This window comes from Agaribacillus sp. DX54, from assembly GCF_056858335.1.
Map to the genome: position 1 here is coordinate 1 of NZ_JBXEQE010000172.1, position 262 is coordinate 262.

General features: G+C 38.2%; 1 protein-coding gene. It reads right to left on the reverse strand.

Going from position 1 to position 262, the window contains the following annotated elements; translation table 11 throughout:
* On the reverse strand, positions 1 to 262 hold a 262-nt coding region (locus AC04NP_RS30850; protein ID WP_482863988.1), incomplete at both ends, for a 6-bladed beta-propeller.

A 262-nucleotide genomic window follows, 5' to 3' on the forward strand; every position in this document is an offset into this window, starting at 1 on the left:
CTTCCCCTGCCCGGTATATTGAAAAGAAAAAGGAATGGCATACACCTTTAAATTGAAATCATTTATCAGATTGCCTTGTAAGTCGTAGGTTAGTATTCTCTTAGCTGTGTTATCCAGTATAAAAATGTGGTTATTTTTAGAATCCACATCAATCTCAGCAAGTCCCATATACTCTGCGGGCCCTCTGCCTGCATTCCCGATGTTTCTTAAAAACTTTCCATCGCGAGAAAAAAGAACTACCTTCTTAGTTTTGTTATCCCTT